The organism is Flagellimonas sp. (genome assembly GCF_965233845.1).
Taxonomy (GTDB): Bacteria; Bacteroidota; Bacteroidia; order Flavobacteriales; family Flavobacteriaceae; genus Flagellimonas.
The window spans coordinates 2,338,921-2,358,158 of the sequence record NZ_OZ247584.1 but is presented as its reverse complement, the minus strand read 5'-3'; the positions used below and the strand labels follow the sequence as shown (position 1 = coordinate 2,358,158).

The following is a 19,238-nucleotide window of genomic DNA, read 5'->3' as shown; positions in this document are numbered from 1 at the left end:
TTTACTTGTTCTTTTCTTCCATAAAATTCAGTTGGTTAATTTTTCCATTTAGTTGCACACTGCCCGTTGAGGTGTTGTTGTAATTCAATTGTTCATAGGAAAGTTCAAGTTTTCCAGAGCTTTTATCGCTGAACTTCAAATCCAGATTAGCTCCTGACAGGGTCCCGACGGACTCAACTGATGCCTCAGAGCTAAAATGCAGCCCGAGATATTCTGGATTCGAAATACGAAGGACAATACTGTCTTTCTTTTTTAAGGATGAGGCCACAGTGATGTCCAAGGTGTCGTTAACTATTAGGGTGCGAATGGAATCGATAATATAATCCGGGGCATTCACCTGAATGACCGTTGTATCTTGTTGTTCCATAAGAATTTTCAATCTTCCGTTCGCTTTGATAGCTATAAAATGGCCAAGCTGCCTATTTTGCGTTAGCATTTGTACAGGTTTCATAAGGGCTTTCCCCTCCTTCACATAGCTATGCACGGATAGCTGAAAAATGAACGAAAATAGCAGGATAGCAATCAGCGCTCCCCATAAAATAAGACTACTTTTCTTCATTTTTGTGTTGGTTGTAAGCGTTGTTCAATTCTTCAATTCCAATGTCCAATAGACTCATTTGCTTGAATAAGCTAGGAAGGTTTTGTTCCAAAAACTCCTTGCGTTTAATATCCGAAACCGTGGTAAATCCATTGTCAGATACGAAGTATCCAATACCTCTTTTGTTATAGATCACCTCCAAATCCTGTAGGTGGTTAAAAGCCCTTATGGCGGTATTGGGATTAACCTCCACCATCATGGCCACCTCCCTTACAGAAGGGATTCTGCTTCCTTCTTGCCACTGTTTGCTCAATATGTTTTCATAGAAGAAATCCACTATCTGTAAATAAATGGGTTTACTGTTGTCAAAATCCATCCTACACCTCCTTTTCCCTCATTTTAAAATATGCTGCCACAAGCATCAGCGGGCCAAATATGAAACCGTAGAACCATCGTCCTATAATGGAAAAATCCATACCGGCCTTGTTGAATGCCATTGAACCTAGCCCATCTTCGTCAAAAACACCAAGTCTATGGTTGAACATGGCGTACAATAGAAAATTGAAAAGAAAGAAGCCAAGAACCACGATTCCAACAGCCAACAAGGTTTTCCCAATCTTGTTTCTGGAAAAACTAAGGGCGCCCACCATGGCCACAGGTTGAACAAACATATAGGTGCCAACAATTGTTAAATAGGATTCTGAGAATAGGGTAAGCAGGCTAAAGTTGGCTCCAAAAAGAACGATTCCCGCCGCCATGGCTACCGTACCGACCAGCAAGGCCAAAACGGATAACACCACGGTGTAAATCAGGGTAACCGTCAGCCATTTGGCCACAAGTCGTTCTAGAGTGGAAACGGGAAGGGTCAGATACAATACGTTGGTTTTTGGGTTGCCGAACTCGCGAAATAATGCAAAGGTGAACAGTATTCCCATTGGGATATAGATGATCCCGAAAATTCCATAAAACTCTTCCAAATCTAATTTTTGGTCCCAGACCATGTTCAACAGGCAGAATATGAAAACCAGGATAATGGCTACCAAAAATCCGGTCAGAAAGGTACCTCGTAGCAAGACCAAGTCCCGCTTGATGAACTGTAATACACGCTGAAAACTAAACCCCTGCTCCATGATCCTTGTTTTGCATGATTTGATTTATTCTAACGGGCTCATTCAAAACCCCATTAAATAGAAGTTCCAGGTCCACTTCAGTTTCTTCCTTGTCCATTCTAGCATGTACGGATCGTCCGCCAAATGCACCTTCAGAGTAAATGAGTCCGGTTTGCTCTGTGCTGGATGCTCTGCCAAACCATAGCATTTTGGTCACCTGATCTAGGGATTGGTCAAAAATGACCTGGGCATTGTCCAAGATGATTACATGATTGATAAGGCTATGGAGGTCTCTAACTTGATGGGTTGAGATCACTATACATTTCCCGGAATCAACACTGGCCGCCATTACCTTTCTAAACTGACTCTTGGACGGAATGTCCAAACCATTGGTGGGTTCGTCCATGAGCAATAATTGCGTGTTTACTGCAATACCAAATGCTATCAGCACTTTCTTTTTTTGCCCAAAAGAAAGGTTGGAAATGATTTGTTGCGGTTTTAAATGGAATTCCTCCAAAAGATGGTAAAACTGTTCTTTGGAAAAATTGGGATAGAAAACAGAGTTGATGTGTTCAAATGCCTTTATGGAGATGCGGGGCAATTCAAATTCCTCCGGGATTAAAAAAATACCCTGAAAGGTTTGTGGTTCCCTTTGCTGGGTTGACTGCCCGTTAAAAGTGCAACTACCGGATTTTGGAAACAACAACCCACCCATAATCTTGATCAAGGTACTTTTTCCTTCCCCATTCTTACCAAACAAGCCATAAATGTTGCCTGGCTTAAGTTCCAGATTAACGGACTTAAGGACCGAAGGACTGGTTGGATAATTGAAATAAAGCTTGTTTGCCGCTAACATTTGTAGTGTATTAGATAACTAGAACACTGCAAAGGTAAAATATTTTTTTAATTCTCCAAATTTTTTGAAAAGTAGGGGAGGGTTAACGACTTGTATACCACTGGATCATATAAAGAAAAGAGCCGTGATTCACGGCTCTTATGGTATTAGTTATTTGGAAGAGACAAATTCGGACAAGCGGTCAAACACGGAGCCCCAACCATTATAGAAGCCCATTTCTTCCTGCTGTTTGCAATACTCCTCTGTCTCATGCACGCAATTAAACATAAAATGGGTTTTATCCCCATCAGCCTTAAAAATGGCTTGGATCTCCACACCTTCGGTCATAGGTTTGAAGTTGGCTGAGGAAACGATTCTTTCCTTTGGAACAATATCCACGTAGACGCCATCAGCAATAAATTCACTGCCATCTGGCATGGTCATGGTGTATTTCCATTGGCCTCCCACGGTAAAATCATGCTCCAATACTTTGGTTTCCATTCCCTTGGGCCCCCACCATTGGGCAATGTGTTCTGGTTGTGTCCAGGCTTCCCAAACAAGATCAAGAGGCGCGTTAAAGGTTCGTTCAAGGGTCAAGGTTCTGTTTTTTGGATTATTCATGCGTGTTGTTTTTGTTTTGTAATTGATTCAAATAGTTTTCAAAAGAGTCCAGTTTTTCTTCCCACAGATCTCGGTACTGGTCAATCCATAGAAATGCCGGGATTAGGTTTTTAGGTTGAATAAGGCAATGCCGTTCACGTCCTTTTTGACTAAAGGTGATGATGCCACATTCTTCCAAAATCTTTAGATGTTTGGATATGGCCGGTCTGCTCACTTCAAATTGCTCCGCCACCTCATTTACGGTCATAGCCTGTTCCGACAACAGCTTGATGATGTCGCGCCGAACGGGATCAGCAATGGCTTGGAATACATCTCTTCTCATTTATAAGTAACCGTTTGGTTACAAATATATATGTAATCATTCGGTTACGCAAATTTGAAAAGGAATTTTTTGGACTATTCCTGCTTTTCTTGTTGGTTAAGGCTTAGATTTTTAGACAGTTTGTGCATCATCAATGCGATTCTGTCCGCTTGGGTATCTTCCTTTTTTGCAGCATAGATCCAATCCATGTAGGCTTTTTGCTGCCCTTGGGTAAGGGATTGAAACATAGATAGGAGGGATGCTGGTTCTTGACGAAAACATTCCATGATATCTTTGGGAATTTGCATTGGATCCACGTCCAGAAACAAAACCACTTGAACGTAGTCCCCTGGCCATTTCTCAATTTTCTTTCGGATGGCTGCCTTTACCGGCAAAAACATATGGCCATCATTGAGTGGCATAATATGGTACTGTTGAATGGGAAATCCGTCTATGCTTCCCTTTACCTTGACCCACCCAAACGCATTGGATTTACCCTTGATTCTTCCAGGAATGCTCGCATAAGTCCATCCACCTTTGCCCGGGGTTTTTTGAAGGAGGAATTCGCCTTTTATTATGGGTTCTTTCATTTTTATTTTGATTAAAACTCGTCAGTTTGAGTGATTTTTTCAGCTGTGGGCTGAAAAAATAGTATCGAAAACAAGGGTTTTAGTGGTTAATCCCTCGTTCTCGATACTTTCTTATTGGAAAACCCGAACTGACCTATTATATCAATTCATACGTTCAAATTGCACAACGGTCAAAACTAATAACTGGCATACATTTGATAGTGCAAAACACCTTGATCCGGTTGGGAAGTATCAGCTTCTTCCATCAGGCTGAAATAATTGGTGCAAGCCTCACTGCCTTTGATTTTGCCCATAACATCCCGTGCCGCATCCATACTTTCCCATAGAATGGTGTCGATGAAGTTCCGATCAGATTGAACCAAGAGTTCTCTTCGGATATATCCGTTTTGCTTTTCCAAGAAATCTGTTTGCAAAGCTTTGGAGGCTTCCAACAGTTGTTGCTCCGTGATGCCCTCTTTGATCGTGAATGGGGCCCACTCTAAAATTTGATGATTGTTCATTTTTTGTGTTGTTTTTCATTTAATGATAAAACTAAGCCTGGAGAGTGTCAAGGGCATGTCAGTAGGGTTCAAGAATATTTTTCACCCCTTTGCTTATAGTGGTCCTGTAGGTTGAACGTAATGGCTTTCCCAGATTTTATATCTGTAGGTTTTAATTCCAAAATCCTGTCCAAACGAAAGTCCCTGTAATCTTCCCTGAACCTGCAATAGGCCACCATGACCCATCTATTTTCTGTAAAGTATAAACCCAGGGGGTCTACCTTACGTTGGGTCGTAACACCTTGTGGGTTTCGGTAGGTAATATCTATGACCTCAAAAGCGGTGATGGCTTTCTGCACCTCGGCCAAATAGGATGAGTTTTCTTCTGTATTGAATTGACGGGCAGGACTTATTCTGCTTTCCAGTAAGGCTACCTTATCCTTTTCTGAGGTACGGAGTACCGCCTTGATTTTGGTTAGGGCCGAACGATAGTTCTTTACCAAGGAAGTCTCCATGTTCTGCAATACAAACTTTTCAGCGGTCACCAGTGCATTGGCTTCGTCCTCAGCGAAAGATACCGGGGGCAGTCGGTATCCATCCACCATGAAATATCCGATACCTGCTTCTGAACCAATGGGCACTCCAGCTTCCTGTAAAGTTTTTACATCCCTGTACACGGTTCTTAGACTAATGTCAAATTCGTCCGCAATCTCTTGGGCGGTTAGGGTGCTTTTGGACTGTAACTTAATTAAAATGGAAGTAATTCGGGTAAGCCTGTTCATAATTTTGATGATGATTATTACTACGATAATGAGGATACAATTTACATTAAAAGCGGCATGGGTTAGCTTCCAAGCCGCTTTAAATTTGTAAAATTCCACCCGCGGCGCTAAGCAATTATTTTGGAACTGGCATATGTGTGCTTATGGCAATCCGGTTCCAAACATTAATGGTGGCAATAGCCATAATGAGCTGTGAAAAGTAATGCGGGTCAAAGAACTTCACAGCCTTTTGATAGGTTTCAGGGGTTAGTCCTTTTTCATGGATTTTGGTTACCTCCTCCGTCATTTGCAAGATTACTTTTTCCTCTTCGGAGAAAACATCAATATCCTGCCATGCATCCAAAAGAAACAAGCGCTCTTGGGTTTCGCCAAGCTTTAATGCTTCCTTGGTATGCATGTCAATACAAAAAGCACATCCGTTGATTTGGGATGCCCTGATCTTGATCAGTTTATAATGTGATTTTTTTAGTTCGGATTGTGCCAAATATCCTTCCAGACCAAAGACGGCTTGATACGCTTTGGGTTCCGTTTCCCCAATTTGAATTCTGGTTTCCATGTTCGTTGTTTTTTGAATTTGGAACGAAGGTATTACAGGGAAAATCCAAATAACTTAAACGGGTTTAAGAACGTCTTTTGGCTCGGATTTCGCTCACGTATTCTGGAGTAAGCCCTAAAAAAGAAGCAATTAAATACTGGGGAACCCGTTGTGCAAAATCTGGAAACTGTTCCGTAAAATGAAAGTAAATGTCTTCCTTGGAATAGTCCTGTAGGTATCTCATTTTATTCAAGGAAGCCCCATAGCCAATTTGATAGATTGTCCTAAAGTACTTTTCCATTTGTGGAAATTGCTCCAGCAGCGTGTCGTACTGGTCACGGCTTATGGACAGAAACGTGGTCTTTTCCACCGCTTGGATGGCATAATTGGAACTGGACTTGTTGCCAAACGAAAGGAAATCTGTTAACCACCAATTTTCTATTCCAAATTGGATGGTACGTTCCACTCCTTTCTCCGTTGGAAAAAACATGTTTAGGCAGCCCTGCAGTACAAAATGGGTATGGGTGCACGGGGTATTGGCTTTCATGACCATTTCCTTTTTACGGACCGAACGAAGCTCAAAAAACCGCATAATTTCCTCAAACTCTACAAGGGAAACCGTTGCATATTGATTGATATGTTCAAAAAATTGTTTGGACATGGGTTGCAGATATACAAGAGTTGGTTTACACTTCTGGACCATTTCAAAGATAAATCCATTACCTCAATTTTGGGATAGTCCATTTATTTTTTTAAGGGCGAATTTTGGAAAGCATCTGGAGAGGACATATAACAATTTTACCTTTCCAATTCTGATTTCAACCTTCCCTTTTTGCAGTTCTCTTATCATTTCTTGTACCGCTTTTTCTGGAGAAATGGCAATTCTTGGAGGATTCCCGGCATGCCATGGTGTTTTTACGGCTGGAAAGAGTACTTCAACTACTTTAACGCCAGTGGGTTGCAGTTGCATGCGCAGAACCTTGGTGAATGAATGTAATGCTGCCTTGGTAGCGTTATAAAAAGGATAATCCGCTCTGGGTGTATATACCAGTCCAGTTGTTATATTGATGATGGCTGCCGATTCAGAGGCATGAAGTTGTTCGAACAGCATTTTTGTTAGTCGGACGGGTGCTAAGAAATTGGTGTTTGTTTCCAATGTTGCCATTTCCAAAATTTCATCGGTTTCTAGGAAAGAAGTTTTATGTACAAGGGCCGCATTATTAATTAAAACATTCAATTTGGGATGATGGTACTTGAGCTTTTGGGTTAATTGTTGGCATTCCAAAGGATCTGCCAAATTACATTGATAAGTAAATAGATTGGGCCATTGCTGCTTTGCCTGAATTAATTTTTTCTTGGAACGCCCACAAATGATGACTGTGTTTTTTCTTTTCAGAAGTTCCCCTGCCAATTGGAGTCCGATGCCAGAACTCCCTCCGGTAATGAATACCGTGTTCCCTGATAGTTTCATGATGGTTTACTTTTTGGATTGGTTGCCAAAAGTAAATCACGTAAAACCCTGTTGCATTGATCTATGTTAAGAATGGATTTTTTTCCGGATCCTGCTAAGTGATTCAGGTTGAATACCTAAATAGGAGGCAATGATATGTTGCGGAATTCGTTTTTCCAACCCAGGATGTTCTTCCAGAAAATTATGATAGCGGGTCTCCGCATCAAATAACAACAGGGATCTCTCCCTCTTTTCTTTTTTGATAAATCCTTTTTCCACGAGCTTTAGGGCAAATTTTACCCAAAAAACATCATCGTGGTACAGTTTTAGCCAATTTTCATAGGTAATTTCAAAAATTTTTGAGTCTTCTAAAGCCTCTATGTAGAAATGGGACGGGGATTGAGAGACCATAGCGGAATAGGAACTTATAAAAGATTGTTCTTGCATGATACCCTTGGTAAATTCTTGCCCCCGCTCATTGATATATACAAAACGAAAAAGCCCGGACCGTACAAACGCTAATTTTTTAGGGATCTCTCCTTCACGAATAAAATAGCCTCCTTGCTGTAGGGAAAAGGGCCGTGCAATAGCAGCAAGTTCCCGCGCCTTTTCAATAGGCATTTTTGATTGTAGATAGTCCGTCAGTTCCAAAACCTAATCCTCCCATTCTGTATGGAAAATGCCCTCTTGGTCCAGACGCTCATAGGTGTGGGAACCAAAATAATCCCGTTGCGCCTGAATCAGGTTCAAGGGTAATCTACCACTGGTATAGGCATCAAAATAAGTCAAGGCATTGGACAGCCCAGGTAGTGGAATCCCATTGGACGCCCCATAGGCCACAAGTTCCCTTGCAGCTCCAACCGTTTCCTTTACTTTATCTACAAATGAGGGAGAGAGGAGCAGGTTTTGAAGAGTATTGTCCGCCTGAAATGCACTGGTAATATCAGCCAATAATTCAGCACGGATGATGCATCCGGCCCGCCAGATTTTCGCAATTTCCCCTAGTTGCAATTCATAGCCGTATTCCTTGGATGCATCTGCCAGTTGGTGCATTCCTTGGGCATAGGTCATGATAAAGGAGAAGTAAAGAGCCTGTTCAGCCTTACTTATCAAAGAATCTTTTACCACCGATGTCAATTCCGGTTTGTCATAAAGATCATCTGCCTTTACACGTTCGTCTTTTAAGGCGGATATTTCCCGCATGCTTACGGCTATATCAATAGTAGGTACGGGGATCCCCAAATCCATGGCATTCTGTGAGGTCCATTTCCCGGTACCTTTTTGCTTGGCTTTATCCAGAATTTTATCCACCAAGTCACCGTCTCCCAGCTCATCTTTCTGTTTGAAAATCTCTGAGGTAATCTCTACCAAAAAGGATTGTAACCTTCCTGCGTTCCAAGTTGCGAAGGTTTTATGCAGTTCCCCGTTGCTCAATCCTCCCGCTTTTTTCAAAAGATCGTAGATCTCCGAAGTCAGCTGCATGAGACCATATTCAATGCCGTTGTGCACCATCTTTACATAGTTTCCTGCGGATTTGGGCCCTAAATAAGCCACACAAGGTTCGCGCTTATACTTAGCCGAAACCGCTTCAAAAATGGGTTTTACGTATTGATAGGCCTCTCTTGAACCTCCAGGCATAATGCTTGGGCCTTTTCTGGCTCCCTTGGCCCCACCTGAAACCCCCGCTCCAAAGAAATTGATGCCTTTTTCCTGTAAGTAGGCTTCGCGACGGTCTGTGTCGGTAAAAAAGGAGTTCCCACCATCTATAATGATATCCCCCTTATCCAAATGGGGCAAGAGTCCATCAATTACAATATCCACAACTTTCCCAGCAGGTACCAATAACATAATTTTTCTAGGGGTGCTTAAAACATTGACAAAAGTGGCAACATCTGATGTGGCGTTGACTTTTGAGGTATCTCCCCCTTCCGATATCAGTGCATTGACCTTTTCCTCATCCAAGTCGTTACCAAAGGCAGTAAATCCGTTGTCCGCTACATTAAGGATAAAATTCCTTCCCATCACCCCGAGGCCTACAAGGCCAAAATCATAAGTATCTGCCATTTTTCTTTCTTTTTGTTAGTGTTTTGTTAGGAGAGCGGTAAGTAAGCTATCCGTTCAATCGCGAACCTAAAATAAACGTTATATTCGTCATGCTCAAAAATAAAATGGGAACGTAAAACATTTTTACGGATTCGTGATTTCCATGTTATTTTTTTTGAGGTTTAAACGATTAACTTTCAGATGTAACTATGAGAAAGACGGACAACCAAATTCTTGTCATTTTTGGTGCCTCGGGCGACTTGACGGCCAGAAAGTTGATACCTGCACTTTTTAATTTGTATGTAGCGAGACAACTCCCTAAAAATTTTGTGGTTTTGGGAGCCAGCCGAAGCGATTTAACAGATGAGGCATTTCGGGATAAGGTGGTTTTTAAGAGCCCTTATTTAAAGGAAAAAATTGAAGATCTTAAGGAAAACTACATCAGAGGCTTTGCGGACAAGTTGTTTTATGAAGATTTGGGAGGTGCCTATGATACGGATTACCAAGGCCTAAGGACAAGGGTAAAGACCTTAAAAAAGGAATATAATACATCAGGCAACATTATCTATTATCTGTCCACGCCGCCTACCTTGTACGAAACTATAGCACAGCGTTTGGCAGATGCCGGGATGAGCACCCAAAACAATGGCTGGAAAAGATTGATCGTGGAGAAGCCGTTCGGTTATAGTTTGGAGACAGCCAGAAAATTGAATACTGGACTTCACCGATTTTTTACAGAGCCGCAGATTTATAGGATTGATCATTACCTCGGGAAGGAAACGGTGCAAAACCTATTGGTAACCCGATTTTCCAACAGCATCTTTGAACCACTTTGGAACAGAAATTATATTCACCATGTTGAAATTACCAATGCTGAAAGTGTCGGGGTCGAGAAAAGGGGTGGATACTACGATAAATCTGGGGCACTTCGGGACATGTTCCAAAATCACCTATTGCAAATCGTGTCTTTGGTGGTCATGGAACCTCCCATTGGTGATCAACCTGAAGAAATCAGAAATGAAAAGGTAAAAGCCCTGAAGTCTCTTCGGATTATGAAGGATGAAAAAACACTTTGGGATAATACGATCAGGGCACAGTATGTGGCATCTGAGGTAAAAGGGGAAAAGGTTAAAGGGTATCGCGAAGAAGATGGTGTAGATCCCAATTCCACTACGGAAACCTATGCTGCCATCAAATTTTTTGTGGACAACTGGCGTTGGGAGGGTGTTCCTTTCTATGTGCGAACGGCCAAACGGATGCCGACCAAGGTTACCGAAGTAGTGATTCACTTCAAGACCCCACACCACCAGATTTTTAAGGATTCTGGAGTTAACAGCAAGGACAACAAGCTGATTATTCGTATTCAACCGGATGAAGGTATTTTGATGAAGTTTGGGGTAAAGGTACCTGGGCAAGGGTTTAAGGTGGAGCGAGCCAATTTGGACTTTTACTACTCGAGTTTGGCCCAGACCTATGTCATGGAGGCCTATGAGCGTCTTCTTTTGGATGCTATGCAAGGAGATGCGACTTTGTATGCCAGAGCGGATGAAGTGGAAGCGGCGTGGGAGTTTGTAGATCCTATTTTGAATTACTGGAAAAATGGAAAGGATGTCCGCATGTACGGTTATGCAGCGGGGGTTTGGGGGCCTGAAAATGCAGATGAACTTATAGACGATTTGGGCTCTTGGCGGAATCCGGGTGAAAGCTTGGCGGAGGATCCAGGGTATTGTGTGATTTGCTAGATGCTAGATGCTAGATGTTGGATGAATGGTTTTGAGTAAGGGAAAGACCAACAAATAGATAAAATTCGAGTAATTCGTGTCAAACTATCTAGAAAAAAGTTTGGATTTTGGAGCTTGAAATTTGGATATTGAAATAGATTTATGGAACTAAAAATATATAACGACAAACAGAAAGTAGCTGAACAGTTCTCTGCTTATTTTGAGAATTTGGTCAAGGATAAAGCTGAGTTTCATGTGGCCCTTTCAGGAGGTAGTACGCCTAAAATCGTTTTTGATATTCTAGCTGAAAACTTTGGAGACAAAATAGATTGGAGCAGGATTCATTTTTATTGGGGGGATGAACGTTGTGTTCCACCAACTGATGATCAAAGCAATTACAAAATGACCGTGGAACATCTATTTTCAAAGATTGATGTGCCTCAAGAAAATATACATCGCGTTTTAGGGGAAAATGACCCAAATCCAGAGGCTATGCGTTATGCCAACCTCCTTGAAATTAATTTGGATAGAGTGCAAGGTGTTCCCCAATTCGATTTGGTCATCCTGGGGATGGGAGATGATGGACATACAGCCTCCATTTTTCCCCATGAGATAGATCTTTGGGAAGCGGCCGACCATTGCGTGGTGGCAACCCATCCCGAATCAGGTCAAAAAAGGGTTTCCATCAACGGAAAAGTGATCAATACCGCGAAGGAGGTAGCTTTTTTGGTCACGGGACAGTCAAAAGCTGAAAAGGTGCAAACTATTGTGAACCAATCCGAAGGATTTAAGGATTACCCAGCGGCACTGGTAAATCCAGTTTCAGGAAATTTAAATTGGTTTATGGACCAGGAAGCAGCTTCTTTGCTTAGTTAATGAGGCGCAGATTTTGGAATCTTATCTGTGGTTGATATCAAAGAAATTTGGTGCTAAATGTCAGGTCGAGCGCAGTCGAGACCGACAAAGAATCGATTTTTAAGACTTCTCGACAGCGCTCGAAGTGACTATCTCCTAAATTTCTGAATATTCTCTTCCTAAAACCAGCCCTTCCTAGGTTGAACTTAGGCTAATCCACTTCCAGTTTTACATTTTCCCCATCCAATAAGTGAAGGTATTCTTTGGCCACAAACTTATTGGGGCTGTATTTGGTATCCCGATCGTAGGCCGAAGTCTTTCGTTCCATACTTCGTGCAAAACGCCGTAATCCTTGGTTGTCTTCAACAATCAATCCAGGAACGGGAATGTTCTTGCCTTCCCCATTTTTGGCCACCATGGTAAAATAGGAGGAATTGCAGTGCTTGGTTTGGCCAGTTTGCACATTTTCAGACTCTACCCGAACACCTACCACCATAGAGGTACGTCCTGTATAATTGATAGCTGCTTTTAGCGTAACCAATTCCCCAACCTCTATCGGATTCAAAAAATTAACCCGATTCACAGAAGCGGTGACACAATAGGCTTGCGAATGTTTGGAGGCGCAGGCAAATGCAATTTGGTCCATTAGATTTAAAATATGGCCTCCATGTACTTTTCCACCAAAATTGGAGTGGGATGGCAACATGAGCTCGGTGATGGAAACTTTGGATTCCTTTGCGGTCTTGAATTTTTTCATGGCAATTTCTAAAAGGTGGATAAGGATTAGAGCTCCAATTGAGGTTCTTCGTAATCGTCTTCTTGGGCCCTTTTTAAAATGGGCTCAGGAATGGATTTTTTGGCTTTGGCACCCATTTTTTTCAATCTTTCTATGCTGGTCACAATATTGCCCCTGCCTTCTACCAATTTGTTCATAGCTCCGCGATACTCGTTTTTGGCCTCATCCATTTTCTTGCCCACCTTGGTCAAATCGGTAACAAAACCTTCAAATTTGTCATAAAGGGCACCAGCTTGCCTTGCAATTTCAATGGCATTTTTTTGCTGCTTCTCGTTGCTCCACATGGTATCTATGGTTCTTAGGGTAGCCAACAAGGTTGAAGGGGTAACGATAACAATATTTTGTTCAAATGCCTTTACATATAGCGAACTATCCTCGTTAATGGCCACAGCAAATGCAGGCTCAATGGGAACAAACAGCAACACAAAGTCCGGACTTTCCATTTCATAGAGATCCTCGTATTTTTTGGAGGAAAGCTGCTCCACGTGTTTCCGCAAGGAGTTGATATGGTCTTTCAAATGTTTCTCTTTGGTTTCTTCGTCGGCATTGGTGTAGCGTTCATAATCTGTTAGGGAAACCTTGGAATCCACAATCATTTTTTTACCATCCGGTAAGTTGATGATAACATCTGGCAACACCCGGGAACCGTCTTCGCGGGTAAAACTTTGTTGTACACTGTATTCCCGATCTTTCTCCAATCCTGATTTTTCCAAAACCCGTTCCAGCACCAATTCGCCCCAGTTTCCCTGCATTTTGCTATCACCTTTTAAGGCCTTCGTAAGATTTTCTGCTTCTTGGGTAATTTTTAAATTCTGGTTTTGGAGGTTGAGCAATTGTTCTTTTAATGCGGAATGTATGCTGATGTTCTCCTTTTGGGTGGCCTCAACCTTTTTTTCAAAGAGTTGTATTTTTTCCTGAAGCGGACTTAAAATCTGTTTGATGTTCTTTTGGTTCTGCTCCGTGAATTTGGTACTCTTTTCATCCAGGATTTTATTGGCTAAGTTTTCAAATTCCTTGGTAAATTTTTCCTGAAGCTTTTCAACCTCCTCTTTTTGTTCCGTATTGATGCGTTGTAGGTTTTCCAAATCGGCTTGGTAACGAACTATTTGGTTGCTCTGCTGCTCTTTTTCATTTTGCAATTGCTTTTTTTCCTCATCGGTGGCCAATAATTTATCATTCAAGGTTCGAATGGATGAATTCAACTGCTGTTCCCGCTCCCCCCATACATCTTCATTGGATTTGGTTTTTAGTTTTTGAATGTAGATGCCCAAAAACAGTCCAAGCCCAGCCATCAGCAGCCCTACGATGATATAAATCAATGCTTCGTTCATAAATTGTAAATCTAAGGATAAAGATAAAGGATTCCCTCATGTGGGAAAATGGGAGATAGCATTACTTTTTCACCTTAAATGAACCGCTACTCGAATCAAACTGTACCATATCCGAAGGAAAAAGTTGCTCAAAATGTTTCTGCTGGATCAATTCCGATGGGACGCCAAAAGGGTTGCTCTTGCCGTCCAAAATCGAGATTTTATCGCATAATTGAATGGCCAAATCTATTTCATGCGTTGTAAATATGATGGTCTTTTTGCTTTTATGGGCCAATTGTTGCAGCATTTTAAGGATTTGCACCTTGTGGTATAGATCCAAATGGGTAGTGGGCTCATCCAACAGCACCACAGGAGTATTTTGGGCAGCGGCCCTTGCAATAAGTACCCTTTGCAATTGTCCATCACTGAGTTCATGACATTTTCGGAATTTCAATTCCTCCAGCAGAAAGGCTTTAAGGTTGGTTTGGACGTGTCTTTTATCTTCCAAGGTCAAAGTTCCAATCCAATTGGTGTACGGTTGTCTTCCCAAAGCGATTAACTCCTGTACCCTCAAATTTTTGGATGCAGGTGGTTCGGTAAGAACCACACTCAAAGTCTTGGCAAGCTGGTCGGTGTCAAAATTTTCCAAGTTTTTTCCGGAAATTTGAATTGCTCCCTCCAGTTTGGGCTGTAAATTTCCCAGCGTTCTGATCAGGGTGGATTTGCCAATACCATTAACGCCAACGATGGCACAAAGCTCACCTTCTGACAGTTGCAAATCAATGTTTTGACAAACCGTCTGATCCTTATAGCCTACGGCCAAGTCCTTCACGTTGATATTTAGGTGCTCGGGTTTTTGCATCAAAACAACATTTTACGTTTTCTTACCAACAACCATATGACCACTGGAGCCCCAACAAGAGATGTAATGGCATTGATGGGCAGAATATTGGCAGAGTTGGGAAGTTGGGCCAAGACATCACATAACAGCATAAGAATGGCACCGTATAGGAACACCGCAGGAATTAGAACACGATGCTCCATCGTATCAAATATTTGACGGGTCAAATGCGGTACTGCTAGCCCCACAAAGGCTATAGGGCCAGCAAAGGCAGTAACGCCTCCGGCCAAAATACCCGTGGCGATGATAATGGTCAACCTTGATTTATTTAACGAAACCCCCAAACTTTGGGCATAGTTCTCGCCTAATAAAAAAGCATTCAACCGTTTGATGGAAAAAACGGCCAATAGGGTTCCCAAGCCCACAATTATACTTAGTAATGTTACCTGTTGGGAGGATAAATTGCCTACACTGCCAAAGGACCAAAAAACAAAACGCTGTAAATTCTCTGCGCTGGTAAAATAAGCCAAAACACTCACAATGGCTGCGGTAATACTTCCAAACATCAAACCGATGATCAAGAGGGCCATGGTGTCCTTGATTCGATTGGCAACCAGCAATACCACAAGAAGAACCAAAAAACTGCCCAGACTAGCCGCAATGACTACTGAAATGTCGTTTAGAAAGGGCATGGCCGCGAATCCGGCTATGAGCGAAGTTCCCATCAACAGTAATGCAGCTCCCAAACTGGCTCCAGAACTGATTCCCAATACAAATGGACCTGCCAAGGGATTCCGGAACAAGGTCTGCATGAGCAAGCCACTTAAAGCAAGCCCACCGCCTACCAAAACGGAGGTAAAGGCCTTTGGTATTCGATAATTCCATAAGATGTAATTCCATGATTCCACTTCGACACTTCCTCCAAAAATGAGGTGGAGCACAGCTTCAAATGGAATTAAAACAGACCCTGAGCTTATGTTAAGCAGGAAGGCCAATAGGAGTGCCAGGGTTATCAGAGTAAATGCTATGGAATATGACCGGTTCGAACTCATTTATTGCAGGGGCATAAAAAAGTGAGGTTCGTAATCCTGGAGTAATCCAGGATGCAGGATGGAAATGAGATCTTTGAGTACCAAATCGGGTCGCTGAGGGGCCAGTTCATAAAAAAGTAAACCCCCTGTGTCCCCTTTTTTGACAGCATTGGAAAATACACTTTTACGGGAAAAAGCTTCAAACTGTTGGTAATGGGAATTGGCCTGTAACAACTCTTGATAAGACGCATGCAAGGAAGGATTGAACCAAAAATCGGCTTGTGAGCCTTTGGCTAGAACAACCTCCAAGCTCAAACCTATGCTACCGCTTTCTGACGTTTCTGCCCATAGATAGTCCGCATTGGCATCCTGAAGAAATTGGGACATCCAGCTGTTTCCTCCTGCCACATACCAAACATCTTTATACAATCCCCCCGTGAGAACCGTTGGCTTCTCCTTGGCCTGCAAGGCCAGGAGCTTTGCTTTCTCGTAATCCGCTTCAATGGAATTAAAAATGCGCTCGGCCTCCGTCTCTTTATTAAAGAACGGGGCAAAAAATTTAATCCATTCTGCTTTGCCCAATGGGGTCGCCTCTGTCCAGTCACCATTGTATACCAATGGAATTCCTGACTTTTGAATGGTTTCGTAAGCTTTGTTGGTATCATTGATTCCAAAACCCACTATCACTTCGGGGTTTAGTTCCAAAGTGATTTCGGTATTGATGTTTTCATTGTTACCCAATTCCCTTATTTGACCCTGGTCAATTCGCTTTCGGGTATTTGGCGAGGATATCAAATTGGTATTGGGAAAACCTACCACCACTCCAAGCTGCCCCAAGGCCTCCAGCGACGGAATGTGCGTAGTGGAGGTAACCACCATTCGCTCCACAGGGGTGGCCACAATAGCGTCATAAGCATCTGCGAGAAGGGTCATGGAAGCCAGTTTTTCTTTAGGAACCAAAGCATAGGTAAAGGAAGTTTTTGAGCCTGGCCATGCAGAGGAAACCTCAATGACCGTGATATCACCTTCTGATTGGATGGTAAAACCCGTGGCGTGCTTTATGCCAGATGGCTGTGTAGATTGTTCAACGTTGGGTGCTTTCTTTTTTTCAACACATCCGTTAACCAAAAACAGTAGGAGTAGCGCAAAAGACGCTTTGTATAAACGATAGGATACCATGCCGTCAAAAGTAAGATTATTTAACTTTTTCAAAAAAAGATTAAACAGAATGATTACTTTCGCCCTGAATTTTGGTTCCTGCGAGTAGGTTACCCGTAGGATTAAAAGGGAATCCGGTGTAAATCCGGAACTGTTCCCGCAACTGTAAGTTTATGTCAAACTTGATTTGGCACCTCATTAAGGGGATGTTGTTTTCTTCAAAGCCACTGTTCTTAGGGATGGGAAGGCAAAGCAGCATTAGATAAGTCAGGAGACCTGCCAAATTCAAACAAACAGTGTTAAACTTTCGGGATAAAGGTTTACGTATGGGACAGCATACTATTCTCCCGTTTATTTACTTAAACGAAATGAAAAAAAGAAATTTATGGATTTGTACCGCTATTTTGGCGGGCCAAGGACTTGCTGCACAGGACATTCAGCAAGATTCCCTGCAGCTTACCCAACTGAATGAGGTTGTGGTGAGCGATTCGCGTTTTGCCCTAAAACGGGAAAACTCGGGTAAAACAGTGATTAAGATTTCCACCGAGGAATTGGAACGGAACCAAGGAAGAACGGTGGCAGAATTGATCAATACCAAAAGTGGGATTGAGATTACGGGCAGCCGTGGTAGGGATGGCTCCGTTTTTGGAGTGTTTGCCCGTGGAGGTCGTGGGCGACAAGCATTGGTAATTATAGATGGGGTACGCGTATCTGACCCTTCTTCCTTTTCCCAGGAATATGACCTACGACTCTTGTCTACCGCCAATATTGAATCCATTGAGATCATTAAAGGGGCGGCGAGTACCCTGTATGGTACCAATGCGGCAACAGCCGTCATCAACATTACTACCAAAAAGGGAGCTGAGCGGCCTATTTCTGGAAGTTTTAGATCTAGTATCGGCACCAACCAGACAGCGGATGATACGAATGGAAATCTAGGCAGTATAACCAATGGCGCATCTGTTAACGGGCAACTGAAGAAGTTCCGTTATGGTGTGGATTTTTCCAACCGCTATTCCAGTGGCCTTTCCGCGGCGGTTACTCCGGAAAATGAAGAGGATAATACCTCCCATTTTGCCACCAATGTAAAATTGGGGTATGTCTTCTCCGAAAATTTTGAGTTATCGGTTTATGGAAACCAAACCAAGTTCACCACTGATTTTGATGCAGATCGCATGGAAGCGCCCAATAGGTCAAGGGTAGAACAGGAAAGAGTTGGACTGGCATCCGTAATTAACTATGGCAGTGGCTCAATTCATGTGAATTCGGCCTATTCCACCTACGATTCCTTTAATGTCAGCACTTTTGGCGAAAGTACTTCAGAGGCTAACAACTGGGTCCTGGATGCCTATAACAAATATATCATTGATGAAAAGTGGCATACCATTTTGGGAGTCAATTACATCAAGGACAAGGCGGTTTTTTCCTCCGAAGCCGATTTTTCCATTTTGGATCCGTATGCCAATGTGGTTTATGTTTCGGATTTTGGTTTTAACCTGAATACTGGAGCCCGTTTGAACACCCATTCGGAGTATGGCAACCACTTTGTGTACAATCTTAACCCAAGCTATGCTTTTCAGACCCAGAATGGGTATGTGAAATTGCTGGGGTCATATGCCACATCGTATATCACCCCCAATCTGATTCAACTGTTTGGGGATTTTGGAGCCAATCCGGACTTGGAGCCCGAAGAGAACAGAACTCTGGAAGGGGGAGTGGAGTATTTTGTGAATGATAAGCTGCGCTTAAGTACGCTTTACTTTAATCGAAATGAAAAAAATACTATAGGATTTGACCAAAATTTCACCAGCATCAATGTTGCTGATGAGATTGATGCCAGTGGGGTGGAGGTAGAACTTTCTTGGCATCCTTCAAATCAGTTTTCGCTGGATGCCAATTACACCTTCACCGAGCGTAAAGGCGATGTAGCTATCCGAATACCCAAACACAAGGTGAACTTGGCCGCGGGCTACCAAATCTGTGAAACAACCAATGTGTCCTTCACCTATGCATATACAGGGGAGCGATTTGACACCGACTTCAATACGTTTTCCAACGTTTCCTTGGAGGCATTTTCCTTGATAGGTCTATATGTGGAACATCAATTGATCCCGGAACGGTTAAAGGTGTTTCTGAATGGCTCCAATCTTTTAAATGAGGACTTTGTGGAAGTCATTGGATTTACCACAAGAGGTAGGAACATCAGTGCAGGATTTCATTTGAATCTATAATCCATATCTTGT

22 protein-coding genes and 1 riboswitch are annotated in these 19,238 nt (G+C 42.5%); of the genes, 3 read left to right on the top strand and 19 right to left on the bottom strand.

Annotated features, from left to right (window positions below; translation table 11 throughout):
* Position 1 precedes the first annotated feature (1 nt).
* The 14 genes from ACO6S0_RS10395 to gndA form a co-directional block, all read right to left on the bottom strand.
* The gene (locus ACO6S0_RS10395) at positions 2–559 is read right to left on the bottom strand and encodes a GIN domain-containing protein (protein ID WP_422348317.1); all 558 of its coding nucleotides are present in this window, start codon (positions 557–559) and stop codon (positions 2–4) included.
* A complete protein-coding gene (locus ACO6S0_RS10390) occupies positions 546–914 on the bottom strand; it encodes a GntR family transcriptional regulator (RefSeq protein WP_422348316.1) in 369 nt (122 codons plus the stop codon). The genes ACO6S0_RS10395 and ACO6S0_RS10390 overlap by 14 nt, the downstream gene beginning before the upstream one ends.
* A gap of 1 nt (position 915) precedes the next feature.
* On the bottom strand, positions 916–1,668 hold the full coding sequence (locus tag ACO6S0_RS10385; RefSeq protein ID WP_422348315.1) for a hypothetical protein: 753 nt from the start codon (positions 1,666–1,668) through the stop codon (positions 916–918).
* The gene (locus ACO6S0_RS10380; protein WP_422348314.1) at positions 1,652–2,503 is read right to left on the bottom strand and encodes an ATP-binding cassette domain-containing protein; all 852 of its coding nucleotides are present in this window, start codon (positions 2,501–2,503) and stop codon (positions 1,652–1,654) included. The genes ACO6S0_RS10385 and ACO6S0_RS10380 overlap by 17 nt, the downstream gene beginning before the upstream one ends.
* 150 nt (positions 2,504–2,653) lie before the next feature.
* Positions 2,654–3,103: an SRPBCC family protein gene (locus ACO6S0_RS10375; protein WP_422348313.1), complete on the bottom strand. Its 450-nt coding sequence runs from the start codon at positions 3,101–3,103 to the stop codon at positions 2,654–2,656.
* Complete coding sequence (locus ACO6S0_RS10370; RefSeq protein ID WP_422348312.1) at positions 3,096–3,425, bottom strand: ArsR/SmtB family transcription factor; 330 nt, start codon at positions 3,423–3,425, stop codon at positions 3,096–3,098. Before ACO6S0_RS10370 ends, ACO6S0_RS10375 begins: the two co-directional genes overlap by 8 nt.
* A gap of 74 nt (positions 3,426–3,499) precedes the next feature.
* Positions 3,500–3,994: a YdeI/OmpD-associated family protein gene (locus ACO6S0_RS10365; protein WP_422348311.1), complete on the bottom strand. Its 495-nt coding sequence runs from the start codon at positions 3,992–3,994 to the stop codon at positions 3,500–3,502.
* Between the two features lie 176 nt (positions 3,995–4,170).
* Positions 4,171–4,494 carry a hypothetical protein gene (locus ACO6S0_RS10360; RefSeq protein WP_422348310.1) on the bottom strand — a complete coding sequence of 108 codons (324 nt, stop codon included), beginning with the start codon at positions 4,492–4,494 and terminating at the stop codon, positions 4,171–4,173.
* Positions 4,495–4,562: 68 nt separating this feature from the next.
* On the bottom strand, positions 4,563–5,255 hold the full coding sequence (locus ACO6S0_RS10355) for a helix-turn-helix transcriptional regulator (RefSeq protein ID WP_422348309.1): 693 nt from the start codon (positions 5,253–5,255) through the stop codon (positions 4,563–4,565).
* A 115-nt stretch (positions 5,256–5,370) separates the two neighbouring features.
* On the bottom strand, positions 5,371–5,811 hold the full coding sequence (locus ACO6S0_RS10350) for a carboxymuconolactone decarboxylase family protein (RefSeq protein WP_422348308.1): 441 nt from the start codon (positions 5,809–5,811) through the stop codon (positions 5,371–5,373).
* A gap of 64 nt (positions 5,812–5,875) precedes the next feature.
* Positions 5,876–6,451 carry a Crp/Fnr family transcriptional regulator gene (locus ACO6S0_RS10345; RefSeq protein WP_422348307.1) on the bottom strand — a complete coding sequence of 192 codons (576 nt, stop codon included), beginning with the start codon at positions 6,449–6,451 and terminating at the stop codon, positions 5,876–5,878.
* A gap of 63 nt (positions 6,452–6,514) precedes the next feature.
* Positions 6,515–7,261, bottom strand: a complete 747-nt coding sequence (locus tag ACO6S0_RS10340; protein WP_422348306.1) for an SDR family oxidoreductase — start codon at positions 7,259–7,261, stop codon at positions 6,515–6,517.
* 66 nt (positions 7,262–7,327) lie between these two features.
* Positions 7,328–7,861 carry a Crp/Fnr family transcriptional regulator gene (locus tag ACO6S0_RS10335; RefSeq protein ID WP_422348305.1) on the bottom strand — a complete coding sequence of 178 codons (534 nt, stop codon included), beginning with the start codon at positions 7,859–7,861 and terminating at the stop codon, positions 7,328–7,330.
* 33 nt (positions 7,862–7,894) lie between these two features.
* Positions 7,895–9,304, bottom strand: a complete 1,410-nt coding sequence (gene gndA / locus ACO6S0_RS10330; RefSeq protein WP_422348304.1) for an NADP-dependent phosphogluconate dehydrogenase — start codon at positions 9,302–9,304, stop codon at positions 7,895–7,897.
* A 188-nt stretch (positions 9,305–9,492) separates the two neighbouring features.
* Between gndA and zwf the strand changes: the two genes are divergently transcribed.
* Complete coding sequence (gene zwf, locus ACO6S0_RS10325) at positions 9,493–11,025, top strand: glucose-6-phosphate dehydrogenase (protein WP_422348303.1); 1,533 nt, start codon at positions 9,493–9,495, stop codon at positions 11,023–11,025.
* Positions 11,026–11,166: 141 nt separating this feature from the next.
* Complete coding sequence (gene pgl, locus ACO6S0_RS10320) at positions 11,167–11,880, top strand: 6-phosphogluconolactonase (protein ID WP_422348302.1); 714 nt, start codon at positions 11,167–11,169, stop codon at positions 11,878–11,880.
* A gap of 190 nt (positions 11,881–12,070) precedes the next feature.
* Here the strand turns inward: pgl and ACO6S0_RS10315 are convergent, their stop codons facing one another.
* The 5 genes from ACO6S0_RS10315 to ACO6S0_RS10295 form a co-directional block, all read right to left on the bottom strand.
* Positions 12,071–12,616 (bottom strand): acyl-CoA thioesterase, encoded by a 546-nt coding sequence (locus ACO6S0_RS10315; RefSeq protein WP_422348301.1) that lies wholly within the window; start codon positions 12,614–12,616, stop codon positions 12,071–12,073.
* 26 nt (positions 12,617–12,642) lie between these two features.
* The gene (gene rmuC, locus ACO6S0_RS10310; RefSeq protein WP_422348300.1) at positions 12,643–13,986 is read right to left on the bottom strand and encodes a DNA recombination protein RmuC; all 1,344 of its coding nucleotides are present in this window, start codon (positions 13,984–13,986) and stop codon (positions 12,643–12,645) included.
* A gap of 61 nt (positions 13,987–14,047) precedes the next feature.
* Positions 14,048–14,827, bottom strand: coding sequence for an ABC transporter ATP-binding protein (locus ACO6S0_RS10305; RefSeq protein ID WP_422348299.1), 780 nt, complete (start codon positions 14,825–14,827; stop codon positions 14,048–14,050).
* Entirely contained in the window at positions 14,827–15,858 is a 1,032-nt protein-coding gene (locus tag ACO6S0_RS10300) for an iron chelate uptake ABC transporter family permease subunit (RefSeq protein ID WP_422348298.1), read from the bottom strand. The genes ACO6S0_RS10305 and ACO6S0_RS10300 overlap by 1 nt, the downstream gene beginning before the upstream one ends.
* Positions 15,859–17,049, bottom strand: coding sequence for an ABC transporter substrate-binding protein (locus ACO6S0_RS10295; protein ID WP_422348297.1), 1,191 nt, complete (start codon positions 17,047–17,049; stop codon positions 15,859–15,861). It abuts the gene before it with no gap.
* A 22-nt stretch (positions 17,050–17,071) separates the two neighbouring features.
* Positions 17,072–17,293, top strand: a riboswitch (cobalamin riboswitch).
* Between the two features lie 70 nt (positions 17,294–17,363).
* On the opposite strand from ACO6S0_RS10295, the gene ACO6S0_RS10290 reads away from it, so the two are divergent.
* The gene (locus tag ACO6S0_RS10290) at positions 17,364–19,226 is read left to right on the top strand and encodes a TonB-dependent receptor plug domain-containing protein (protein WP_422348296.1); all 1,863 of its coding nucleotides are present in this window, start codon (positions 17,364–17,366) and stop codon (positions 19,224–19,226) included.
* Positions 19,227–19,238 lie beyond the last annotated feature (12 nt).